This window comes from Micromonospora sp. SH-82, assembly GCF_051132485.1.
GTDB lineage: Bacteria > Actinomycetota > Actinomycetes > Mycobacteriales > Micromonosporaceae > Micromonospora.
This window is the reverse complement of the sequence record NZ_CP148049.1, coordinates 283639-302173: the sequence shown is the minus strand read 5'-3', so window position 1 is coordinate 302173 and position 18535 is coordinate 283639. Positions and strand designations below refer to the sequence as shown.

17 protein-coding genes and 1 pseudogene are annotated in these 18535 nt (G+C 72.2%); 7 read left to right on the top strand and 11 right to left on the bottom strand.

Features of this window, described 5'->3' with window-relative positions; translation table 11 throughout:
• Nucleotides 1–33: 33 nt before the first annotated feature.
• Nucleotides 34–933 carry a DUF6999 family protein gene (locus tag WHN02_RS01305; RefSeq protein WP_434741695.1) on the bottom strand — a complete coding sequence of 300 codons (900 nt, stop codon included), beginning with the start codon at nt 931–933 and terminating at the stop codon, nt 34–36.
• A complete protein-coding gene (locus WHN02_RS01300) occupies nt 926–2908 on the bottom strand; it encodes a 3-oxoacyl-[acyl-carrier-protein] synthase III C-terminal domain-containing protein (RefSeq protein ID WP_434741694.1) in 1983 nt (660 codons plus the stop codon). The genes WHN02_RS01305 and WHN02_RS01300 overlap by 8 nt, the downstream gene beginning before the upstream one ends.
• A 162-nt stretch (nt 2909–3070) precedes the next feature.
• Here WHN02_RS01300 and ung point away from each other — a divergent pair, with 162 nt between their 5' ends.
• The 5 genes from ung (at nt 3071) to WHN02_RS01275 (ending at nt 6442) form a co-directional block, all read left to right on the top strand.
• Complete coding sequence (ung, locus tag WHN02_RS01295) at nt 3071–3772, top strand: uracil-DNA glycosylase (protein ID WP_434741693.1); 702 nt, start codon at nt 3071–3073, stop codon at nt 3770–3772.
• 70 nt (nt 3773–3842) lie between these two features.
• Nucleotides 3843–4520 carry a tRNA (adenosine(37)-N6)-threonylcarbamoyltransferase complex dimerization subunit type 1 TsaB gene (gene tsaB / locus WHN02_RS01290; RefSeq protein ID WP_434741692.1) on the top strand — a complete coding sequence of 226 codons (678 nt, stop codon included), beginning with the start codon at nt 3843–3845 and terminating at the stop codon, nt 4518–4520.
• A 92-nt stretch (nt 4521–4612) separates the two neighbouring features.
• Nucleotides 4613–5131, top strand: a complete 519-nt coding sequence (rimI, locus tag WHN02_RS01285; protein ID WP_434744121.1) for a ribosomal protein S18-alanine N-acetyltransferase — start codon at nt 4613–4615, stop codon at nt 5129–5131.
• Nucleotides 5124–6191, top strand: a complete 1068-nt coding sequence (gene tsaD / locus WHN02_RS01280; RefSeq protein WP_434741691.1) for a tRNA (adenosine(37)-N6)-threonylcarbamoyltransferase complex transferase subunit TsaD — start codon at nt 5124–5126, stop codon at nt 6189–6191. Before rimI ends, tsaD begins: the two co-directional genes overlap by 8 nt.
• Nucleotides 6188–6442, top strand: a complete 255-nt coding sequence (locus WHN02_RS01275; RefSeq protein ID WP_350895603.1) for a hypothetical protein — start codon at nt 6188–6190, stop codon at nt 6440–6442. The genes tsaD and WHN02_RS01275 overlap by 4 nt, the downstream gene beginning before the upstream one ends.
• 174 nt (nt 6443–6616) lie before the next feature.
• Here the strand turns inward: WHN02_RS01275 and WHN02_RS01270 are convergent, their stop codons facing one another.
• The 7 genes from WHN02_RS01270 to WHN02_RS01240 form a co-directional block, all read right to left on the bottom strand.
• A complete protein-coding gene (locus tag WHN02_RS01270; protein ID WP_434741690.1) occupies nt 6617–7357 on the bottom strand; it encodes a DUF4142 domain-containing protein in 741 nt (246 codons plus the stop codon).
• Between the two features lie 217 nt (nt 7358–7574).
• The gene (locus WHN02_RS01265) at nt 7575–8756 is read right to left on the bottom strand and encodes an ROK family transcriptional regulator (protein WP_434741689.1); all 1182 of its coding nucleotides are present in this window, start codon (nt 8754–8756) and stop codon (nt 7575–7577) included.
• 28 nt (nt 8757–8784) lie between these two features.
• On the bottom strand, nt 8785–10044 hold the full coding sequence (locus tag WHN02_RS01260; protein ID WP_434741688.1) for a sugar ABC transporter permease: 1260 nt from the start codon (nt 10042–10044) through the stop codon (nt 8785–8787).
• Complete coding sequence (locus WHN02_RS01255; protein ID WP_434741687.1) at nt 10041–10868, bottom strand: ATP-binding cassette domain-containing protein; 828 nt, start codon at nt 10866–10868, stop codon at nt 10041–10043. The genes WHN02_RS01260 and WHN02_RS01255 overlap by 4 nt, the downstream gene beginning before the upstream one ends.
• A gap of 110 nt (nt 10869–10978) precedes the next feature.
• Entirely contained in the window at nt 10979–12073 is a 1095-nt protein-coding gene (locus tag WHN02_RS01250; protein WP_434741686.1) for a sugar ABC transporter substrate-binding protein, read from the bottom strand.
• Nucleotides 12074–12270: 197 nt separating this feature from the next.
• Nucleotides 12271–12753, bottom strand: coding sequence for a Cys-tRNA(Pro) deacylase (ybaK, locus tag WHN02_RS01245; RefSeq protein WP_434741685.1), 483 nt, complete (start codon nt 12751–12753; stop codon nt 12271–12273).
• Between the two features lie 104 nt (nt 12754–12857).
• A complete protein-coding gene (locus tag WHN02_RS01240; protein ID WP_434741684.1) occupies nt 12858–14051 on the bottom strand; it encodes a THUMP-like domain-containing protein in 1194 nt (397 codons plus the stop codon).
• A 425-nt stretch (nt 14052–14476) separates the two neighbouring features.
• Between WHN02_RS01240 and groES the strand changes: the two genes are divergently transcribed.
• Together groES and groL are read left to right on the top strand one after the other, a co-directional pair.
• Nucleotides 14477–14791, top strand: coding sequence for a co-chaperone GroES (groES, locus tag WHN02_RS01235; protein WP_350899742.1), 315 nt, complete (start codon nt 14477–14479; stop codon nt 14789–14791).
• 70 nt (nt 14792–14861) lie between these two features.
• Nucleotides 14862–16508 carry a chaperonin GroEL gene (gene groL / locus WHN02_RS01230; protein ID WP_434741683.1) on the top strand — a complete coding sequence of 549 codons (1647 nt, stop codon included), beginning with the start codon at nt 14862–14864 and terminating at the stop codon, nt 16506–16508.
• Nucleotides 16509–16578: 70 nt separating this feature from the next.
• On the opposite strand, the gene WHN02_RS01225 is transcribed toward groL, so the two are convergent.
• Nucleotides 16579–17814, bottom strand: a complete 1236-nt coding sequence (locus WHN02_RS01225; RefSeq protein WP_434741682.1) for a hypothetical protein — start codon at nt 17812–17814, stop codon at nt 16579–16581.
• 258 nt (nt 17815–18072) lie between these two features.
• A pseudogene (locus tag WHN02_RS01220) lies at nt 18073–18432 on the bottom strand (WhiB family transcriptional regulator); the annotation flags it as partial.
• Nucleotides 18433–18535 lie beyond the last annotated feature (103 nt).

Genomic DNA, 18535 nt, shown 5'->3' with positions numbered 1-18535 from the left:
TTCCTCCGCGAGACCTCGACCGACCAGGTGATTCTACGCAGCCACCTCGGTGCGGGGGGCTTCCGCGCGGAGGCGGATCAGGCGGGCGTAGGCGTACTCGCAGATCACCGCGTGCTCGTAGACAGCCCGGGGCACGTCGACGGTGGAGTCGACCCGCAGGACCGACCCGCCGGGCCGCCAGGCCAGGAAGGTCGGGTCACCGGTGAGCTGGGTCAGCAGTCCCAGCAGGGAGATGTCCAGCCGCATCGAGTGCACCGCCCGGCGGTACTCCTCACTGGTGAGGCAGAGCGCGAACGGCACGTTCATCAGGTAGAGCGCGGTCTGGATGTCGATGTTCAGCCACCGGCGGCGGCCCGGCTCGGTGTCCAGGCGGGGGACCGTCAACATCGAGGTGTCCAGGGGGCCGGCGGGCCGGGGCAGGTCGCCGGGGGCACCACCGGGGGGTGCCGCCGCCCGGCCGAGCGCGATCAGGACGTCGTACACGTTGAGGTCGTGTTCGATGACCGCCCGGTCGCCCAGCTCCCGCAGGTTCGTCGGGAGCAGGTCCACCTCGTGCTGCCCGGACACGTTCGCGTTGCGGACCACGAAGTTCAGCAGCTGGGTCTCCACCACGAAGTGCCGGATCAGCAGCTCACCGGCCTCCGGGGAGACGAAGTTGCGGAGGAACCAGACGCAGAGGGTGTCCATGGTGGTGTGGGCGCGCAGCTGCCCGGGGAGGACCCGTTTGACCACGCTGATCAGGGTCACCGCCAGCCGGGACAGGATCCGTACCCAGGGCAGGAGCCAGGTCCGCGACCACCGCTGCTGGTCCCGGACCACCAGTTCCAGGGTCCGTCGGCTGATCGGCACCGTGGGGTCGGACATGATCGCGTCCCACACCGAGGGTTCGGATCGACCCGCCGTGGCCCGTCCGTCGGGCTTGCGCTCAACCATCGATCTCCTCCAGTTGCAGCGCGTAGAGCCGGGCGACCACCCGGGCGGTCCGCACGATCCGCTCGGCGCGGGGCCTGTCGATCAGCGGCGACCGCAGGACGTTGCGCAGCGCCGCGAAGTGGTCGTCGTCGTTGGCACCGTGGTAGAGCAGGAACCGCAGCTGGTCGTCGGCGAGGCCGAGCTGGTCGCGGAGCAGCCCCGCCCACCGGGCCGCCTTCGCGGTGCCCAGCCCCTCGATGACGAACATGGCGCCGAGCAGGTCCACCGGGTCGGGCTGACCGGCCTGGTGGAACATGTACGCCGAGAGCGCCTCCGAGCCGAGGTTCTTCGTCGCCGTACGGATCTCGTCCGGGTCGCCACCGATGGCCGCGAAGTCGGCGTCGAGCAGCCGGAAGTCGCGGTGTTCCTCCAGCCCGTGGTGCAGGGCGGCGCTGCGCAGCTCGAACAGCTCCTCGGAGAAGTTCGACGCTGCCCTGGCGATCCACCGTCCCCCCTCGACGACCTGGGGGCGCAGGGTGAGCAGGAGCCGACGGTAGTCGCCGAGGGTGGCGGTGCCGGTCTCGATCCGGCGCAGCACCGGCACCCGGCGCAGCCGGGACTCCAGCTCGGCCCAGACCCCGGCCAGTTCCAGGACGGTCCAGCGGACCACCTCGTCGTCGGCCGCCTCCGGCTCGCCCAGCGGGGACGCGACGGTCCCGGCCGGTGAGTCGGCGGCGGTGCCCTCCGCTGTCGACAGGGACGGCGCGGTCCCCTCGACGGCAGACCCGGTCCGTCCGGTCCCGGCGACGGCCGAAGCGGTGCTCCCCGTCGTGCCGACGACCTCGGGGCCGGTCGGTCCGACGCAGGTCAGGTGGGCGAAGGCGAAGGAGAACCGGCCCGACTCGGGGACGACCAGCAGGATCCGGTCACCGGGGGTGAACCGACCGGTCTGCCAGGCCTCGGCGAGCATCACGAAGATGCTGGCGGCCCCGGTGTTCCCCCGGGTCGACAGGTTGGTGAACCACCGCTCCTCGTCGATCATCAGGCCGGCCTCCCGCATGAGCCGGAAGATGTCCGCCCGGAAGTGCTGGGAGCTGTAGTGGCACAGGACGTGCTCGATCTGACGCGGGTCGAAACGGCCGTCCCGGACCAGCCGGACGTACTCGGCGATCCCTGCGGTGAACAGGTCGGGCAGGGCGCGGACGTCCTGGCGCAGCCGCAGCAGACCGTCCCGTTCGGCCTCGGCGGCGGTGGCCCGGTCGAGCCAGGTCCGCCCGGGTCGGGGGCCGTCGTCGCCCGCTGCGCCGTCGGCCAGTCCGGCGCGCATGCAGGTGTCGTGCTCGTGGGCGTGCGAGACCAGGTGGACCCAGTCGACACGCAGGCTGGGCCGGTCCGGTCGGGCTGTCGGTTCGAGGACCACCGCACCGGCACCGTCGGAGAGCGTCCACCGCAGGAACTGGGCGTCGTACCCGATCCGCTCGGGGGAGGTGGTGGTGGCGTACCGGCTCTGCTTGAGGCCCCGGCTGACCAGCTCGGAGCCGACCACGGCGGCCACGTCGTGCTCACCGAGGCGGACCCCGGCGACCGCCGACTTGAAGGCCGCCATGCTCGACGCGCAGACCCCGGACGCCGAGAGGGTCTCCATCGGGCCGCCACCCAACCGGCCGTGGACCATCGAGGCGAACCCCGGTACCAGGAGGTCACCCTGGGTGGTTCCGGTGGCCAGCAGGCCCAGCTGGTCGAGGTCACGACCGCTGTCCTTGAGCGCCTGCCGGACCGCCTCGACGGCCAGCTCCTCGTTGAGCATCGTGGTCCGCCCGTCCCGGTCGAGGGCGTAGTGCCGGGTCTGGATGCCGTTGGCGGACAGGACCCGACGTCGTACGGCGGCGCCGGCCGTACTGCCGTCGTCGCCGAGCAGACTGACCAGGTCGTCGTTGCCCACCGGGTCGCCGGGAAGGAAGGAAGCACAGCCGGTGATGTGGACCTCTCGTGTCATGGCGTCCATTCGGCCAGCTCAACGGGGTCGGTGAACATCCGCCGTGAGGCCCAGTCTTCTGCGTACGGATACTCAGTCGCCCGCACCGGCGACCGGCGGAGTGCGCCCGTGTCGGAGGCGACTGGTAGGAAGTAGCCGATCCGTACGCGTGAAAGGTGGCCCATGCCCGACGACGTTGCGCCTCTCGACCTGCCGACCCTGCTCCCCTCGGACTGGCAGGCCGTCCTGACCCCGCACCTGGACCCGGCGGTCACCGCCGACCTGGGCCGGTTCGTCGCCGGGGAGTACGCCACCCAGACGGTCTTCCCGCCGGTCGAGGACCTCTTCTCGGCGTACCGGCACTGCGCTCCGCAGGACTGCCGGGTGCTCATCCTCGGGCAGGATCCGTACCACAAGGCCGGGCAGGCGCACGGGTTGAGCTTCAGCGTCCGGGACGGGGTGGCGGTGCCGCCCTCCCTGCGCAACGTCTTCAAGGAGCTGGGGGAGGACCTCGGGGTGCCGAAGCCGGCCGGGGGCAACCTGAGCGGCTGGGCCGACCAGGGGGTCCTCCTGCTCAACTCGGTCCTGACGGTCCGGCAGGCGACCCCGGGGTCGCACGCCAACAAGGGCTGGGAGGAGTTCACCGACGCCACCATCCGCGCCCTCGACGCGCTGGAGCACCGGGTGGTGTTCCTGCTCTGGGGTGGGTACGCCCGGAAGAAGGCGGCGCTGGTCACGAACTCCCGGCACGTGGTGCTGGAGGCCGGGCACCCCAGCCCGATGAACCCCCGTGGTTTCCTGGGCAGCCGTCCGTTCAGCGCCGCCAACAAGGCGCTGGCCGACGCGGGGCTGCCGACCGTCGAGTGGGAACGTACGGCCGGCTGACCCGACGCCCCGGCGCCACCATCGTGGGGCGTCACCGGTGGCGGCGTCCGGGGCGACTAGGGTGACAGCCGTGCTCGTACTCGTGGTGGACTCATCGACCCCGGCGGTGACCGCGGCGCTGGTCGAGGTCTCGACGGACGGCGTCGCGCTCCGGGCGACCCGGTGCACCGTCGACGCCCGAGCCCACGGCGAACTGCTCGCCCCCCAGGTCGACGCGGTGCTGGCCGACGCCGACGCCCGGCCGGGTGACCTGACGGCGATCGTCGCCGGTCTCGGCCCCGGTCCGTTCACCGGGCTGCGGGTGGGGCTGGTGACGGCCGCCACCATGGGCCAGGTGCTCGGCGTGCCGACGTACGGTGTCTGTTCGCTGGACGGGATCGGCCACCCGGCGGCGGCCGGGGAACCGGTGCTGGCGGCGAGCGACGCCCGCCGTCGGGAGATCTACTGGGCGGTGTACGACGGGTCCGGTCAGCGGATCGCCGGGCCGGAGGTGGACACCCCGACGGTCGCCGCCGCCCGGGCCCGGGACCTCGCCGTGACGGTCGCCGTCGGTGACGGGGCGCACCGGTACGCCGACGTGCTCGGCCTGCCGGTGCGGGCCGAGCCGCGCTACCCGGACGCCACCACCCTGGCGGTGCTCGCCGCCGAGCGGATCCGCGCCGGGGCTCCCGGGGAGCGGCTCACCCCGCTCTACCTGCGCCGCCCGGACGCGGTGGCGGCGGCCGGCCGCAAGCCGGTCCTGCCGTGACCGACGATCTCCACCCGGGCGCGCCGCAGGCCGGTCCCGCCGACCTCAACCCTGCGCCGCAGGCCGGTCCCGGCGGTCCCCGCCCGGGGGCGGTGCCGGAGGCGTCGGGGGAGGGGTCGGTCCGACTGGCCCGGTTCCGGTGGTGGCACATCGACGAGGTGCTGCCGATCGAGGCGGACCTGTTCGGCGCGGAGCGCTGGTCCCCGGCGATGTTCTGGAACGAGTTGGCGAACGGCCATCACTACCTGGTCGCCCAGGATCCGGCGGGGGCCGTGCTCGGCTACGCCGGATTGACGGCCCAGCCACCCGACGAGTCCTGGGTGCAGAACATCGCGGTCCGCCGCGACGCCCAACGGCGCGGGGTGGGCCGGATGCTGTTGGAGGCGCTGCTCGCCGAGGCTGCCCGACAGGGGGCGGGGAGCACGTTGCTGGAGGTCGCCGCCGACAACGCCGCCGCCCAGCGGCTCTACGCGGCCTACGGGTTCGAGCCGATCGGCGTACGCCGGGGCTACTACCAACCGAGCAACACCGACGCGCTGGTGATGCGTCGGGACTCGACGCCGGACCGGTCGGCGGCGTCGACCGGGGAGGGGACAGACGAGCATGGCTGACGAACCGCTGATTCTCGGCATCGAGACCTCGTGTGACGAGACCGGGGTCGGGATCGTGCGCGGCCACACCCTGCTGGCCGACGCGCTGGCGTCGAGCGTCGCCGAGCACGCCCGGTTCGGCGGTGTGGTGCCGGAGGTGGCCAGCCGGGCGCACCTGGAGGCGATCGTGCCGACGATGGACCGGGCCCTGGCCGAGGCCGGGGTGACCATCGCCGACATCGACGCGATCGCGGTGACCTCCGGGCCGGGCCTGGCCGGTGCGTTGCTCGTCGGCGTCGCCGCCGCCAAGGGGTACGCGGTGGCCGCCGAGAAGCCGCTGTACGGGGTCAACCACCTCGCCGCGCACGTGGCGGTGGACACTCTGGAGCACGGCCCGTTGCCCGAACCGGCGATCGCCCTGCTGGTCTCCGGCGGACACTCGTCCCTCCTGCGCGTCGACGACCTGGCCCGGGGCGTCACCCCGCTCGGCGCGACGATCGACGACGCGGCCGGTGAGGCGTTCGACAAGGTGGCCCGCCTGCTCGGGCTGCCGTTCCCGGGTGGCCCGCCGATCGACAGGGAGGCCCGCGTCGGCGACGCCGGGTCCATCGCGTTCCCGCGCGGACTGAGCGCCGCCAAGGACCTGGCGGCCCACCGGTACGACTTCTCCTTCTCCGGGTTGAAGACGGCGGTGGCCCGGTGGGTCGAGGCCCGGCAGCGGGCCGGTGAGACGGTGCCGGTCGCCGACGTGGCCGCGTCCTTCCAGGAGGCGGTCTGCGACGTGTTGACCAACAAGGCGATCGACGCCTGCCGGACCGAGGGGATCGACACGTTGGTGATCGGTGGGGGAGTCGCGGCGAACTCCCGGCTGCGGGCGATGGCCGAACAGCGGGCCGCGAAGTACGACATCCGGGTCCGGGTGCCCCGGCCGAAGCTCTGCACCGACAACGGGGCGATGGTGGCGGCGCTCGGCTCGCACCTGGTCGCCGCCGGGGTCGCGCCCAGTCGGCTGACCCTGCCCGCCGACTCGGCCATGCCGTTGACTCTGGTCAGCGTGGCGGGAGAGGAGAAGACGGCATGATCGTCCGGATGTGGGAGGTGAAGGCCGAGCCGTACGCGGTCGCCGAGCTGATCACCTGGGTCTGCGAGACGGCGCTGCCCGAGTTCGACCACGACCCGCTGCACCTGTCCAGCGAGGTCTTCTCCTCCACCGACCACCGGGTGGTGGTCATCTCCAAGTGGCGCAGCAGCGCCCACTCCCTGCCGGACCCGCCGGCGAAGCTCGTCGCCCGCCCGCCGCACTCCTGGGACTTCACCCAGGTCGACCGCTGACCCGACCGGCCCCGGGTCACCGACTGGCCCGGTCCGGCCGCTGACCCGACCGACCCCGGCGCGCCGACGGCCCGGGTCACCGACGGCCCGGACCGGTTACTGACCCGGACGACCCCGGACACGACGGTGCCCCGGCGCGCCCGATCGCGCCGGGGCACCGCCCGGACGGGGTCCCTAGTTTCGGCGCATCATCTTCCAGGTCGCCGCCCCGCCGGTGGCCAGGGCGGCGAGGAACACCAGCCAGATCACCGTGGTGCTGACCCCGACCCCGGGACCGGTGTTGGCACCGGCCTTGGCCAGGAGGGTGTCGTTGCCGGAGGCGGGCAGGACCGCCGGCGGAAGCTGCTCCCACCGGACCAGGTTGGTCCGTTCGAGCATCTCCATGTGGGCCAGGACGAACTTGTTGGCGTCGTCGGCGAGCTTGCGGACCGTGGCGTTGCGGGTGGCGGCGCGGACCGCCCCGATCACCGGGAAGATGGCGCCGTGGGCCACCCGGAGCCGGGTGACGAAGATCTGGTCGAACCGGGCTCCGCTGGCGTTCTGCATCTCCAGCAGCCAGCCCTTCTGCTCGGCGGTCGGCTCCGAGGGGATGGCGGCACCGAGCTTGTTCGCCGCCTCGACGGTGAGCCGGTCCAACTCCTCGTGCTGCTTGGCGATCTCGGCACCGATCTCCCGGACCACCGCCGACTGGCCCTTCTCGGCGGCCATCTGACCCGCCGGCATCTCCCACAGCCCGGCGAGTCGGACCCCCGCCAGGAGCGCCTGGTCGGCCGCGTTCAGCGACTGCGGGGGTGCCGGCACGGCGGTGGCCGCCCCGGGCAGCACACCGATCCCCGCCACGATCGCGATGATGAGCACCGTCAGCCGGTGGGTCGTGCGCCCTGCCCGACGGTGTGCGGTCTTCAGCGGTGCCATCTCTGCGGTGCCTCCTCGTCCGGGCCGAAACGCGGGTCGGCGGGCGCCGTAGGCCTGCCGGCCGCCCGTCCGTGCAGTGGTACGCACCGAGCGGCCGATCAGTTCAGCGTTCCGGCAGGTCGATGGTGGACGTCGGCGAAGCCCGATGGCCGACCGGCCGGTGGCACCGCTCGGGCAGTCGACGACGCGGGATCGTCGACCGGTCGGCGGGGGCTGGTCAGGGCCGGTCGAGCGGGTCGGCGAGGAGCCGTTCGAAGGCGAGTTCGGCGGCACCGAGCAGGGGGGCGTCCGGGCCGAGTTTCGGGGTCCGGAGGCGGACGTGTTCCAGGCAGGCGGGCAGGGCGTTGGCGTTGAGCCGACTGCGTACCTGTGCTGCGGAGGCCAGATAGAGGTCGCGCATGGTGCCGCCGAAGATGACGAGCTCCGGGTTGAAGATGTTGACCAGGTTGGCCACCCCGAAGCCGAGCCAGTCCCCGGCCTGCCGGACTGCCGTCTGGGCGGTCGCGTCGCCCCGGTCGGCGGCGTCGAAGACGCCCAGCAGCGCCTCCCGGCCCCGGGAGCCGGACCGTCCGGCGGCGTGGAGCAGCCCGTGCTCGCCGATCTCGGTCTCCCAGCACCCCTGCCGACCGCACTCGCAGCGTCGGCCGTCCCGGACCACCACCATGTGGCCGACCTCGCCGCCGTAGCCGCCGTGCCCGGTGAGCCGTCGCCCCCCGGCGATGATCCCGGCCCCGACCCCGACGTCACCGTAGAGGTAGATGACGTTGTCGCAGCCCGCCGCGACGCCCCGGATGTGCTCGGCGAAGGCCGCCACGTCGGCCACGTTCCCGGTGGTCACCGGCACGTCACTGCCGAGTTCGGCGGCGAGCGTCGACCCGATCGGCTCGTCGACCCACCCGGTGGTGGGACTCAGCCGGACCAGACCGTCCTCGCGGCGGACCATGCCGCAGACCGCGACGCCCGCGCCCACGCAGACCGCGTCGGCCGGTACCGCCTGGTGCATCTCCTTGACCGCCCCGGTCAGCAGCGGAGCGGCGTCGGCGGCCAGCAGGTCCCGGGGGCGGTCCAGCTCCCGCTGGTCGAGCAGGACCCCGCCCAACCCGACGCGCGCGGCCCGCAGCCGGTCCACCTCGATCGAGTACGCGTACGCGTAGATCCTCGCCGACTCGGGCCGGACGACGAGCGACGGTCGTCCGGCCCGGCCGGTCTCCTTCGGTGCTCCCTCGCTGACCAGTCCGGCCCCGGCCAGGTCGGCGGTGAGCGCCCCGATGGTGCTGCGGTTGAGCCCCAACCGGTTGGTCAGCTCGGCGCGGGTGGTGGCACCGTGCACGTGCACGTACCGCAGCAGGGCACCGAGGTTCTGCCGACGGATCTCGTCCTGGGTCGGTCCTGTACGCATCCGGTCGGTGCTTCCCTGTGCAGCGGCGTCAACGGGTGCCGGTGGCGACGGCCCGTCGACGTGACAGGGCGTCGACGCTCGCGGCGAGCAGGAGGACCACCCCGGTCACCACGAACTTCGTCCCAGCGCTGTAGCCCAACAGACCCATCCCGTTGTCGATGACGGCCACCACCGCGCCGCCGAGCACCGCGTCGAGCACCCGGCCCTTGCCCCCGAAGAGGCTGGTGCCGCCGATCACCGCCGCGCCCACGGCGTAGAGCAGAACGTTACTCCCCCCGGTGTTCGGGTCGACCGAGTTCCCCCTGCTCGCGGCCACGATGCCGCCGACGGCGGCCATCGCCGAGCAGATCACGAAGACCGAGATGCGGATCCGGTCGACGTTGATCCCGGCGCGCCGGGCGGCCTCCTTGTTGCCGCCGACGGCGTAGACGTGCCGGCCGTAGCTGGTGCGCTGGAGGACGAAGGTCCAGAAGATCAACAGGACCGCGATGATCGGGACCACGATCGGGACGCCCTTGAGCGAGGTGACCAGCACGTTGCGGCTGCGTTCGAGGTTCAGGATGTAGACGGCCACGCCGAGGATCAGCGCCAGCCCCCCGATCCGGGCCAGGACGACAGGCATCGGGTCGGTGAGCAGCCCGCGCGCCGACCGGGTGCGGTACCTGTTGAGCTGCACGAGTGCGTACCCGCCGACGGCGATCGCGACGAGCAGCCACCCGACCAGCGGGGGGAGGTTCCGGTTGGCGATGGCGAGCAGGACGTCGTCACGGATCGCGATGTTGCTGCCCTGGTCGATCAGGAGCAGGACGACGCCCTGGAAACCGAGGAAGGCGGCCAGGGTGACCACGAAGGACGGAATCCCGATCTTGGACACCAGGAAGCCGAGGAAGGTGCCGATGAGTACGCCGGTGGCGATCGCCGCCACCACCGCGACGTACCACGGCTGGCCCAGGACGGTGGCGATGTTGGCCAGGATCGCCGCACAGACCCCGCTGGCGAAGCCGGCCGAGAGGTCGATCTCCCCGAGCAGCAGGACGAAGACCAGCCCCATGGCGATCAGGGTCACCGCGGCACCCTGGGTGAACAGGTTCGCGAAGTTGCCGGCGGTGAGGAAGGTCGGCCGCATGACCGAGAAGACGGTGCAGAGCACCACGAGTCCGAGGACGGCGGGCAGCGATCCGATGTCGCCACCGCGTACCCGGTCCCAGTAGTTGCGGACGTGTTCGGCGACGGTCGGGGCGGGGGCGACCGCCGCCGGACCCTTCTTCTTGACGACGGTGGTGGTCATCGGACGGCTCCTGGGGTGTGCGAATCTGCGGGTGCGGCACCGACACCGCTGTCCGGGGCGGCCGGGTCGGCGGACAGCCCGAGATTGCCGGAGCGTCCGGCGGTGATCAGCTCGACCACCTGTGCGTGGGTGATCTCGGTGGTCTTCACCTGGGCGACCATCTGGCCGAGGTAGAGCGCGGCGATCCGGTCGGAGACGGCGAAGACGTCGTTCATGTTGTGCGAGATGAGGATGACGGCCAGGCCGCTGTCGGCCAGCCGGCGGACCAGTTCGAGCACCTGGGCGGTCTGCGCCACCCCGAGCGCGGCGGTCGGCTCGTCCAGGATCACCACCCGGCTGTTCCAGAGCACCGCCTTGGCGATCGCCACCGTCTGCCGCTGCCCACCGGAGAGGCTGGCGACGTGCTGACGCAGCGACTTGACGGTCCGTACGCTCAGTCCGGCGAGGGTCTCGGCGGCGAGCTGCTCCATCGTCGGCTCGTCGAGCACGATGCCGTTGCGCTTCTCCCGGCCGAGGAACATGTTCTGGACGATGTCCAGGTTGTCGCAGAGCGCCAGATCCTGGTAGACGATCTCGATGCCGAGGTCGGCGGCGTCCCGGGGGCTGTTCACCGTCACCGGCTGGCCGTCGAAGAGGAACTCGCCGGAGTCGGTCGGGTAGATGCCGCTGATGCACTTGACCAGCGTCGACTTGCCGGCACCGTTGTCGCCGACGAGGGCGGTCACCTCCCCGGCGTGGGCGGAGAGTGCGACGTCACGCAGAACCTGGACGGGACCGAAGCTCTTGTCGATCCCGCGTAGCTCCAACAGGGGGGTCCCGGACACGGGGTCTCCTTCGTCTCACGGAGGGGAGGTCTCGATCAGCTGTGCACCGCAGCGCCGCCCGGCACGCTGGTGGTCGTGCCGGGCGGCGCTGCCGTCGACGGCGGTACGGGTCAGCTGATGCCCGCGTCCGCGCAGAGCTTGGCGAAGGAGCCCTCGCAGAGCTTGGCCTTGTCGACGTAACCGTCGGCCACGACGTCCTTGACGTTCTCCTTGTAGATCAGCTTCGGCTCCAGCAGGCGGGCGGGGACGTCCCGGCCGCTCTCCGGGTCCTTGACCGTCTGCCCGGTGTCCTTCCGCTCGCCCTTGGCGATGGAGATGGCCAGCTCGGCCGCCGCGTCCGCCTCCTGCTTGACCGCCTTGTAGACGGTCATGCACTGGTCACCGGCGAGGATGTTCTGCAGGCCCTGGAGGTCGGCGTCCTGACCGGTCACCGGCACCTTGCCGTTGAGCTTGTTCTTCTTCAGCACCGAGATGGCCGCGTTGCCGAGACCGTCGTTGGCCGAGAGCACCCCGTCGATCTTGCCGCCGGTCTGGGTCAGCATCTGCTCGAAGAGCGTGGCCCCCTGCGCCGGGTCCCAGTCCGGCACCGACTGCTCCGGACCCTTGGTGTACTCGCCGCTGTCGAACTTCGGCTTCAGGACGGAGTCGTACCCGGCCTTGAACAGGGTGGCGTTGTTGTCAGTCGGCGAGCCGTTGAGGTACGCGATCGTCGGCTTCTGCACGCCCTGGTCGGCCAGGCACTTGCTCAGGCCCTCGCCCTGGAGCTTGCCGACCGCCTCGTTGTCGAAGCTGACGTAGTACTCCGCCGAACCGCCCAGGGTCAGCCGGTCGTAGTCGATGGTGGCCACGCCCTGCGACTTGGCCTTGTCCAGCACCGCCTTGCCGGTGCCGGAGTCCAGGTTGACGATCATCAGGACGGTCGCCCCGTTGGTGATCATCTGGTCGGCGATGGTCTGGAACGCGTTCTTGTCGTTCTGCGCGTTCTGGATGTCGTACTCGACTCCGGCGGCCTTGAACGCCTCTTCCAGGAACCGGCGGTCGGCGGTCTCCCAGCGGGCCGAGGACTTGCTGTCCGGCAGGATGACGCCGATCTTCGCCTTGGTGTCGCTGCCGGCCTCGGTCCCGGCGGAGTCGTCGCCGCAGGCGGTCAGGCTGCCGGTGGCCAGCAGGCCCACGGCGGCGACGGTGAGGAAGCCCTTGCGCATGTGCACGGGTCCTTTCGGGGTGGGTTTCGACGTGGCGGTGGTTTGTTGTGTCCGGCAACGTATTCCGGGTCACACTTCGCCCGCAAGGCCATCGAGGCCAGAAAATTGTTGGCGGCGGTAACAATCCCGCAACGCGCCCGTCGCCGAGGCCTGTCAGACGAGGGCGTCGACGGTCGTCGGTGGGGACGTACGGCCGGTCAGGCGGGGGCGGCGATGAGGGCGACGGTGGCCCCGGTGAGGGCGACCAGGTCCGTCGGGGCGAGTTCGACCTGGAGACCCCGACGCCCCGCCGACACGTACACGGTGTCCCGGTCCAGGGCCGACGAGTCGACCACCGTGGGCAGCCGTCGGCGCTGGCCGAGCGGGCTGATCCCGCCACGGACGTACCCGGTGACCCGCTCCGCGACCGGCCGCTCGGCCAGGACGGCCCGCTTGCCGCCCGTCGCCGCCGCGAGCCTCCTGAGGTCGAGTTCGCCGGTCACCGGTACGACGGCCACCACCAGGACCCCGTCGACCTCACCCACCAAGGTCTTGAACAGCCGGTCCCCGGGCACCCCGAGCGCCTCGGCGACCGACGCCCCGTAGTGCGGCGCGTCCGGCGACACGTCGTACGGATGAAGGCGGTGGGTGATCCCCTGCCGGGTCAACAGTGCCGTCGCCGGCGTACCCCGTCCCGCCATGCCCTCACGCTATACCGGCCCTGCCGTGCCCCGCCGTGTCCGGCCGTGTCCGGCCGTGTCCGGCCGTGTCCCGGTCCGCCGTGCCCTGGCGGCCGGTGGGTGGCTCAGACCGGACGGCAGACCAGGACGGTGGGGGCGGCGGCGACCCGGGTCAACACCAGGCTGGCCGGGAGGTCACCGGCGAGCCGCAGGTCGCGGCGGAGTTTCTCGGGCTCCAGGGCCGACCCGCGCTTGAGGATCTCCACCCGGCCGACCCCCCGATCCCGCAGCAGGCTCCGGAGCCGTTTGAGGGAGAACGGCAGCACGTCGGTGACCTCCAGACACCGGGCGTACGGGGTGTCGACCGCCCGGTCGGCGTAGAGGTAGGCGATCGTCGGGTCGGCCAGGGTGGCACCCAGTTCGGCGGAGAGTTCGGCGACCAGGTGGGCGCGGACCACTGCGGGGTCGGGGTCGTACAGGTAGCGACCGACCGGCCCGACCGGTGCCTCGGCCGTCCCGTCCCCGGTCAACCCGGCGGCGTCGACGGGGGGCCCTTCCTTGCCGAGGAGGGTGGCGCGGCGGGGGAACCCGGCGAGGGGGCCGCACCAGAGGGCCGCCTCGACCAGGTCACCGCCCACGCTCACCCATTCGGCCTCGGCACCGGCCGGGATCAGCGCGTGGTCGATCCCCGGGGCCACCTTGACCACCGTGTGGGGAACCCGCTCGGCCAGCCCGGTGACGAAGTCCCAGGGCGGGGAGTACGAGTTCGGGTCGAAGATCCGTCGGCCGGTGCCGCCCCGGCGGCGGGCCGGATCGCAGAAGACCGCGTCGACGGTGGTCACGTCGAAGGTGGTGGCGTCGCCGCAGGTCACCGTGAACATGCCGGCCAGCCCGGCGGCCTCGGCGTTGGCGGCGGCCATCGCGGCGGTGAGCGGGTCGGCCTCCACGCCGTACACCCGGATGCCGGAGCGGGCGGCGGCGAGCGCGTCGGCCCCGAGGCCGCACCCGAGGTCGGCGAGGGTCCGCACCCCGGCGGCCCGCAGCCGGTCGGCCCGCCGCCGGGCGACGACCCCCCGGGTGGCCTGTTCCAGGCCGGGGCGGGTGAGGAACATCCCGGCGGCGGCCGGGCCGAACTTCCCGACCGCCCGACGGCGCAGCTCGGCCTGGGTCAGTGCAGCGGCGGCGAGGCCGGGCGCGACACCCGTCGTGCGGAGCGCCGCCGCCGCGTGCAGCGGGTCACCGCCGGCCAGCTGCGCGGCCTCGGCGAGCACCGCCGACCCCTCGGGGGTACGCAGCGCGGCGAGCTGTTCCAGATCCACCGGGCCATTGTCGCGGGCCGGTCGACAGCCGACGCCCCCACCCGTCAGCCCCGACTGTCCCGTCGACTCCGTCGGTGTCCAACCGGCTCTGGCGTCGCAGGGTAGGGATCCGGTCACGCTCTGGCGAGAGGTCGTCGGCGTGGTGCGGTCATCAGTGGCGAAAGCCTGGCGACGGTGGTCGAGGGGGCGGCGGGGGTGGACACGACGGGGGTCTCGTTGGCACTCTCCTTGACGGAGTGCTAGCCGAGGAATAACCTGCGATTAGCACTCTCACCCTGAGGGTGCCAGCATCCTGACCCCTGCGGTCGGGGTGCTGAACGCCAGGCGGACCGACACCCGCGACGACGGCCCCGCCCGGTGGCATGTGGCAGATTGACGCTGGTCGGATTGTCGACCGGCTACGAAACTCAATACCCCAGGAGGGTATGCCCGTGACTACCGCGACCAAGGTTGCGATCAAGCCGCTCGAGGACCGGATCGTGGTCCAGGCGAACGAGGCTGAGACCACCACTGCGTCGGGCATCGTGATTCCCGACACCGCCAAGGAGAAGCCGCAGGAGGGCACCGTCCTCGCCGTCGGCCCGGGTCGTATCGACGACAAGGGCAACCGGGTTCCGGTCGACGTGCAGGTCGGCGACGTCGTCCTCTACTCCAAGTACGGCGGCACCGAGGTCAAGTACGCCGGCGAGGAGTACCTGGTCCTCTCCGCGCGCGACGTCCTCGCGGTCATCGAGAAGTAAGCAACCGATCCGTGTCGCTGCCCCGGTCCGGCTCGCCGGGCCGGGGCAGCGACGCTTCGAAGGGACATTGATGGCGAAGATCCTGAGCTTCTCGGACGACGCCCGGCACCTGCTGGAGCACGGTGTCAACGCCCTCGCGGACGCGGTCAAGGTCACTCTCGGCCCGCGCGGGCGCAACGTCGTCCTGGACAAGAAATTCGGTGCGCCGACGATCACCAACGATGGTGTGACCATCGCCAAGGAGATCGAGCTCACCAACCCGTACGAGAACCTCGGCGCGCAGCTGGTCAAGGAGGTGGCGACCAAGACCAACGACGTCGCCGGCGACGGGACCACCACCGCGACCGTGCTGGCCCAGGCGATGATCCGCGAGGGTCTGCGCAACGTGACCGCCGGATCGAACCCGATCGGGCTGAAGCGGGGCCTGGACGCCGCGGCGCAGAAGGTCTCCGAGGCCCTGCTGGACCGGGCGGTGGAGGTCTCCAGCAAGGAGTCCATCGCGCACGTCGCGACGATCTCCGCGCAGGACGCCACGATCGGCGAGCTGATCGCCGAGGCGATGGAGCGGGTCGGCCGCGACGGTGTGATCACCGTCGAGGAGGGCTCCGCCCTGCACACCGAGCTGGACGTGACCGAGGGTCTCCAGTTCGACAAGGGCTTCATCTCGCCCAACTTCGTCACCGACGCGGAGTCCCAGGAGTCCGTCCTCGAAGACGCGTACATCCTGATCACCACGCAGAAGATCTCGGCGATCGAGGAGCTGCTGCCGCTGCTGGAGAAGGTGCTCTCCGACAGCAAGCCGCTGCTGATCGTCGCCGAGGACGTCGAGGGACAGGCGCTCTCCACCCTGGTGGTCAACGCCCTGCGCAAGACCGTCAAGGTCTGCGCGGTCAAGGCCCCCGGCTTCGGTGACCGCCGTAAGGCGATGCTCCAGGACCTGGCGATCGCCACCGGGGCCGAGCTGGTCGCCCCGGAGCTGGGCCACAAGCTCGACCAGGTCGGCCTGGAGGTGCTCGGCTCTGCCCGGCGCATCGTGGTCGACAAGGAGACCACCACCATCGTCGACGGTGGCGGGCAGTCCTCGGAGGTCTCCGACCGGGTCGCGCAGATCCGCAAGGAGATCGAGGCCACCGACTCCGACTGGGACCGGGAGAAGCTCTCCGAGCGTCTCGCGAAGCTCTCCGGCGGCATCGCCGTCATCAAGGCCGGGGCGGCGACCGAGGTCGAGATGAAGGAGCGCAAGCACCGCATCGAGGACGCCATCGCCGCGACCAAGGCCGCTGTCGAGGAGGGTACGGTCCCCGGCGGCGGTGCCGCCCTGGCGCAGATCCTGCCGGTGCTCGCCGACGACCTCGGCTTCACCGGTGACGAGAAGGTCGGTGTCTCGATCCTGCGCTCCGCGCTCGTCGAGCCGCTGCGGTGGATCGCCTCGAACGCCGGTCACGACGGGTACGTCGTGGTCCAGAAGGTCGTCGGCCAGGAGTGGGGCAACGGCCTCGACGCCGCCACCGACTCCTGGGTCGACCTGGCCAAGAGCGGCATCATCGACCCGGTGAAGGTGACCCGCAACGCGGTCACCAACGCCGCTTCGATCGCCGGCCTGGTGCTCACCACCGAGAGCCTGGTGGTGGAGAAGCCGGAGAAGGCCGAGCCGGCCGCCGCCGGTGGCCACGGCCACTCGCACGGCCACGGCCACCAGCACGGGCCGGGCTTCTGACCCACCCGTACCTCGTGCAGTAGGAGAACCCCTTCTCGCCGGTCGAGGAGGGGTTCTTCCGTGCCGGAGGTCAGACCAGGTCGGTGAAGGGCGGCGGTGGCCCGAGGTAGGCGACCTCCGGGGCCAGCAGGACACCCCAGGCGGGCCGGAAGGCCGGACCCCGTCGGTCCAGCTCCTTCCGCAACTCGGTACGCCCCGGTCCGCCGTGCCTGTCGACAGGGAGTCCGGCGGGCCACGAGTCGTAGTGGCGTTCGACAGTGAAGTCGTCGGCGGTGGTCTCGACCCGGAGGAAGATCCACCGGCCGTGCTCCTGGTCCGCCTCCGCCCGGTGCAGTCGGCGTACCCGTTCCACTGCCTCCTCGAAGACCGCCCACCGGTCCTCGTCGGGCCGGGCGGCCGGGGGTGTGCCGCCGCTGTGCTGGCGCAGCGCCCCGTCGGTCACCGTGAACGTCACCGAGCACCGGCCGTCACCCGCCGGGGCGCGATCGCGGGCCCACCCGACGAGCGCGGCGAGCTCCGGGGTCTCGGCCGGGGCGGGACGCTCCGCCTCCACGGCCTGTCGCATCGCCGCCCAGACCAGTGCGTCGTGCCCGTCGTCGCTGAGGGCGCGGACCAGCCGGTCCGGGACCTCGGTGCCGGCGGCCACCGTCGGCGGCACCGTCGTGGGGGTGAGCCCGAAGCGGGCGGCCATCGCCGCTCCCGCACCCGGATCGACAGCGGCCCCGGGGCGGATCCGGCCGAGCAGCCGGTCCAGGGCGGACTCGTCGACGGTGGCGGCGGTGGCGGCGGCGAGCAGCCGGTCGGCCTCGACTGTCACCTCCGCCCGTTCGGTCGGCTCGTCGGTCGGGTGGTGTCCGCCCCACTCGAAGACCACCTCGCCGAGTTCCCGCCGGGCCTGCTCGGCGTCGAGGACGGCCCGGGCGCAGGCCCGCAGACCGTCGTCGAGGGACGGGTCCGGGTACGGCACCCGGGTCCACCCGTCGTCGTACCAGTAGACGTAGCCGAGCTCGTCGCTCTCGGCGTACCGGGTCAACTCGGGCCAGGGCAGCCAGGCGGGTGCCCCGGCGAGCAGGTCGAGCGGAGGGCTCGCCCAGGTGGTGTCGCTGTACTCGTGGTCGTAGCCGAAGAGCACCGCCCGGCCACCCTCGACGAGCACCAGCCGGGCCCAGTTGCCGCCGTGGTCGTCATGGTGGGCGCCGTTCGCGTCGCACCAGTACACGTCGTCGTTGCCGAGGGTGGTCAGGGCGGCGGCGAGGGCACCCCACCGGGCCCACAGCGTCGGGGGATCCGCGATGTCGATTCGCATCTGCCGGATCCTCGCAGAACCCTCCGACACCGGTGCCGGGCACCGGGCCGACACCGGTGTCGGGCACCGGGGCCGGTGACACGACGAAGCGCCCCGGGATCCGGGGCGCTTCGGTCGACGTGTGACGCCGGTGGCGTCGTGTGGTCAGACGGCGGTGGGCTGCGCGGGCACGTTCGCCGGGGCCGGCACGCTCGTCTGCACGGTGGCGGTCGGTCCGGCCGGGATCGCGGCGGTGGTGGGCACGGTGCCGGTCCCGGTCATCGCGGACTTGTGGCTGCCGCCCAGCCGGGCCTCCAGGCGGGTGACGTCGACCCGGGCCAGCCGCCGGTCGGCGGTGTCCTCCCAGCCGACGGCGAGCAGACGCAGCCGCTCGGACTCGCTGAACCCGCCCCAGACGCCGTACGGCTCGCGCACCGACAGGGCGTGGGCGGCGCACTCGGCCCGTACCGGGCAGGCGCGGCACACGGACTTGGCACCGGACTCGCGGCGCAGTCGGGAGGAGCCGCGTTCCCCGTCGGGGTGGAAGAACTGCGCGCTGTCGCGTCCCCGGCAGGAGCCGAGCCGCTGCCAGTCCCACAGGTCGACGATGGGTCCGGGCAGTCTGCGTACGTTCGACATCAGCACCCCTCCTCCCGCGCGGCATCGCGCGAATTCGTATCCGGCCGGCTCCGGTCGGCGGGCCGCGCTGGCGCACCGTCCCCGGCTCGACACTCCGGTACCC

What these genes read in the sequence shown, in the direction of transcription:
- WHN02_RS01305 (WP_434741695.1), bottom strand. Translation starts at nt 933, where the DNA reads ATGGTTGAGCGCAAGCCCGACGGACGGGCCACGGCGGGTCGATCCGAA.
- WHN02_RS01300 (WP_434741694.1), bottom strand. Translation starts at nt 2,908, where the DNA reads ATGACACGAGAGGTCCACATCACCGGCTGTGCTTCCTTCCTTCCCGGC.
- ung (WP_434741693.1), top strand. Translation starts at nt 3,071, where the DNA reads ATGCCCGACGACGTTGCGCCTCTCGACCTGCCGACCCTGCTCCCCTCG.
- tsaD (WP_434741691.1), top strand. Translation starts at nt 5,124, where the DNA reads ATGGCTGACGAACCGCTGATTCTCGGCATCGAGACCTCGTGTGACGAG.
- WHN02_RS01275 (WP_350895603.1), top strand. Translation starts at nt 6,188, where the DNA reads ATGATCGTCCGGATGTGGGAGGTGAAGGCCGAGCCGTACGCGGTCGCC.
- WHN02_RS01270 (WP_434741690.1), bottom strand. Translation starts at nt 7,357, where the DNA reads ATGGCACCGCTGAAGACCGCACACCGTCGGGCAGGGCGCACGACCCAC.
- WHN02_RS01265 (WP_434741689.1), bottom strand. Translation starts at nt 8,756, where the DNA reads ATGCGTACAGGACCGACCCAGGACGAGATCCGTCGGCAGAACCTCGGT.
- WHN02_RS01260 (WP_434741688.1), bottom strand. Translation starts at nt 10,044, where the DNA reads ATGACCACCACCGTCGTCAAGAAGAAGGGTCCGGCGGCGGTCGCCCCC.
- WHN02_RS01250 (WP_434741686.1), bottom strand. Translation starts at nt 12,073, where the DNA reads ATGCGCAAGGGCTTCCTCACCGTCGCCGCCGTGGGCCTGCTGGCCACC.
- ybaK (WP_434741685.1), bottom strand. Translation starts at nt 12,753, where the DNA reads ATGGCGGGACGGGGTACGCCGGCGACGGCACTGTTGACCCGGCAGGGG.
- groES (WP_350899742.1), top strand. Translation starts at nt 14,477, where the DNA reads ATGCCCGTGACTACCGCGACCAAGGTTGCGATCAAGCCGCTCGAGGAC.
- groL (WP_434741683.1), top strand. Translation starts at nt 14,862, where the DNA reads ATGGCGAAGATCCTGAGCTTCTCGGACGACGCCCGGCACCTGCTGGAG.
- WHN02_RS01225 (WP_434741682.1), bottom strand. Translation starts at nt 17,814, where the DNA reads ATGCGAATCGACATCGCGGATCCCCCGACGCTGTGGGCCCGGTGGGGT.